The 2989-nt window shown below is 72.1% G+C and carries 1 protein-coding gene and 1 pseudogene; both read left to right on the top strand.

The window, feature by feature from the left end; translation table 11 throughout:
• A pseudogene (locus GH736_RS20250) lies at window positions 1–192 on the top strand (DNA polymerase Y family protein); the annotation flags it as partial.
• Window positions 192–2989: error-prone DNA polymerase (locus tag GH736_RS20245; protein WP_159606537.1), on the top strand; the 2798-nt coding region annotated here is incomplete at its 3' end. The pseudogene GH736_RS20250 and the gene GH736_RS20245, both read left to right, overlap by 1 nt.

Here is a 2989-nt window from a genome sequence, read left to right as displayed (position 1 = left end):
CGGTTCGCCGTCGGCGGCCGCGAGGCGACGCCCGTCCGGGCATGGGCGGGGCCGTGGCCGGTGGTCGAACGCTGGTGGGACGCCGAGCACGCCAAGCGCGTGCACCGGTTCCAGGTCGTCGACGACGACGGCTGCGCCTGGCTGCTGGTGCGTGACGGCGAGGGCTGGTGGGCCGAGGCGAGGTACGACTGATGGGCTGGAACAATCCGTCGATCCCCTGGTCGGACCTCGAACGCAAGCTCTCCGACCAGCGGCGGCCGGGCGGGCCGCCGCTCATCGCCGACGGCGGCGACAGTCCGGCATGGAGCCGCAAGCGGCATCCGTACCGCCCGTCCGAGGGCCTCGAGGTGCAGGCCGGGCCGATCGTGCCCTACGCCGAGCTGCACGCCCACTCCACGTTCAGCTTCCTCGACGGCGCCTCGACGCCCGAGCAGCTGGTCGAGGAGGCGCACCGCCTCGGCCTCTCGGGGCTCGCGATGACCGACCACGACGGCTTCTACGGCATCGTGCGGTTCGCGGAGGCGGCCGAGAGCTTCCCCGAACTGGCGACCGTGTTCGGCGCCGAGCTCTCGCTCGGGCTCACCGAGCCGCAGATGGGCGCCGCCGACCCCGAGGGCGAGCACCTGCTCGTGCTCGCCAGGCAGGAGGCGGGCTACCACCGCCTCGCGAGTGCGATCACTGCCGGCCAGCTCGCCGGCGGCGAGAAGGGCCTGCCCACCTATTCGCTCGAGGAACTCGCCGAGCATTCCGGCAATGAATGGATCATCCCCACCGGATGCCGTAAGGGAATGGTTCGACGTGCCCTCGCCGCGGGCGGGCCCGATGCCGCGTGGCGCGAGCTCGACCGGCTGATCGCGCTCTTCGGCCGTGACCACGTCGTCGTCGAGCTCTTCGATCACGGGCATCCGCTCGACCAGGACGCGAACGACGCCCTCGCCGGCCTCGCCGAACGCGCCCGGCTGCCGTTGCTCGCCACGAACGCGGTGCACTACGCCACCCCGGGCGAGCACCGGCTCGCCTCCGCGCTCGCGGCGGTGCGGGCGCGGCGCAGCCTCGACGAGCTCGACGGGTGGCTGCCCGCCTCCGACGGGCTGCACCTGCGCTCGGGCGCCGAGATGATGCGCCGGTTCGAGCGGTACCCGGGTGCGGTCGCGCGATCGGTGACCCTCGCCGGGGAGCTGGGGTTCCGGCTGCGCAGCGCCCGCCCGCGCCTTCCGCGCCAGGAGGTGCCCGACGGCCACACGCCCATGAGCTGGCTGCGCGAACTCGTGTGGGCGGGCGCGGAGAAGCGGTACCCGGGTCTCCCCCACCACGTGCGCGAACGGCTCGCCCGCGAGCTCGACGTCATCGAGCAGAAGGACTTCCCCGGCTACTTCCTCATCGTGTACGACCTGGTCCGCGAGGCGCGCAGTCGCGGCATCCTGTGCCAGGGGCGCGGTTCTGCCGCGAACTCGGCGGTCTGCTACGTGCTCGACATCACCGCGGTCGACTCGATCTTCTTCGACCTGCCGTTCGAGCGGTTCCTCTCCGCGCTGCGCGACGAGGAGCCCGACATCGACGTGGACTTCGACTCCGACCGCCGCGAGGAGATCATCCAGTACGTCTACGGCAAGTACGGGCGGAACAACGCCGCGCAGGTGGCGAACGTCATCAGCTACCGGCCCAAGGCCGCGGTGCGCGACATGGCGAAGGCGCTCGGCTACTCCACCGGGCAGCAGGACGCCTGGTCCCGACAGGTCGAGCGGTGGGGCGCGGTGGTCTCCACCGACGACCACGACATCCCCGCCCCGGTCGTCGAGCTCGCCGAGCAGCTGCTCACGTTCCCCCGCCACCTCGGCATCCACTCGGGCGGCATGGTGCTCACCGATCGCCCCGTCGGCGAGGTGTGCCCGATCGAGCACGCCCGCAAGGAGCACCGCACCGTGCTGCAGTGGGATAAAGACGACTGCGCCTGGATGGGCCTCGTGAAGTTCGACCTGCTGGGGCTCGGCATGCTCGCGGCGCTGCAGTACACGTTCGACCTCATCCGCGAGCACACCGGTGAGCAGTGGGAGCTGGCCACCATCCCCAAAGAGGAGGCGGCCGTCTACGACATGCTCTGCCGCGCCGACTCGATCGGGGTCTTCCAGGTCGAGAGCCGCGCGCAGATGGGCACGCTCCCCCGGCTGCAGCCCCGCTGCTTCTACGACCTCGTGGTCGAGATCGCCCTCATCCGGCCGGGCCCGGTACAGGGCGGCGCCGTGCACCCCTACATCCGCCGGCGCACCGGCGAGGAGCCGGTCACGTACCTGCACCCGAACCTCGAACCCGTGCTCGCCCGCACGCTGGGCGTGCCGCTCTTCCAGGAGCAGCTCATGCAGATGGCCGTCGCCGTGGGCAACTGCAGCGCCGCCGACGCCGACCTGCTGCGCCGGGCGATGGGCTCCAAGCGCGGCGTCGAGAAGATCGAGCGGCTCCGCTCGAAGCTCTACGAGGGCATGGCCGAGAACGGCATCGAGCCCGACGTGGCCGACTCCATCTACGCGAAGATCGAGGCGTTCGCCAACTTCGGCTTCGCGGAGAGCCACGCCCTGAGCTTCGGCCTGCTCGTCTACGCGAGCTCGTGGCTGAAGCTGCACTACCCAGCCGCGTTCCTCGCGGCCCTCCTCCGCGCCCAGCCCATGGGCTTCTACTCGCCGGCGACGCTCACCGCCGACGCGCGACGGCACGGCGTCGAGATGCTGCGCCCCGACATCCTGCGCTCGGGCGTCGACGCGGGGCTCGAGGCGACCGGCTCGGATGCGGCATCCGCCGGTGCCGACCGCCTCGACGACGGCATCGACGGCGGCCGGCGCGAGCCGACGGGCATGGCGGCCTGCATCGACCCCGCGCAGCCGCCCATCCGCCGGTTCGACCGCACCGCACCCGACCGGTCGTCGGAGCACCGGCGCGACGGCGCGTTCGCGGTGCGCCTGGGCCTCGCTGACGTCTCCTCGATCGGCACGGCCGT

The sequence above is a fragment of the Agromyces humi genome (genome assembly GCF_009720255.1).
In the GTDB taxonomy this organism is placed as follows: Bacteria; Actinomycetota; Actinomycetes; order Actinomycetales; family Microbacteriaceae; genus Agromyces; species Agromyces humi.
Note: the sequence above shows the minus strand (reverse complement) of the source record. Positions and strands in the feature narration are given on the sequence as shown.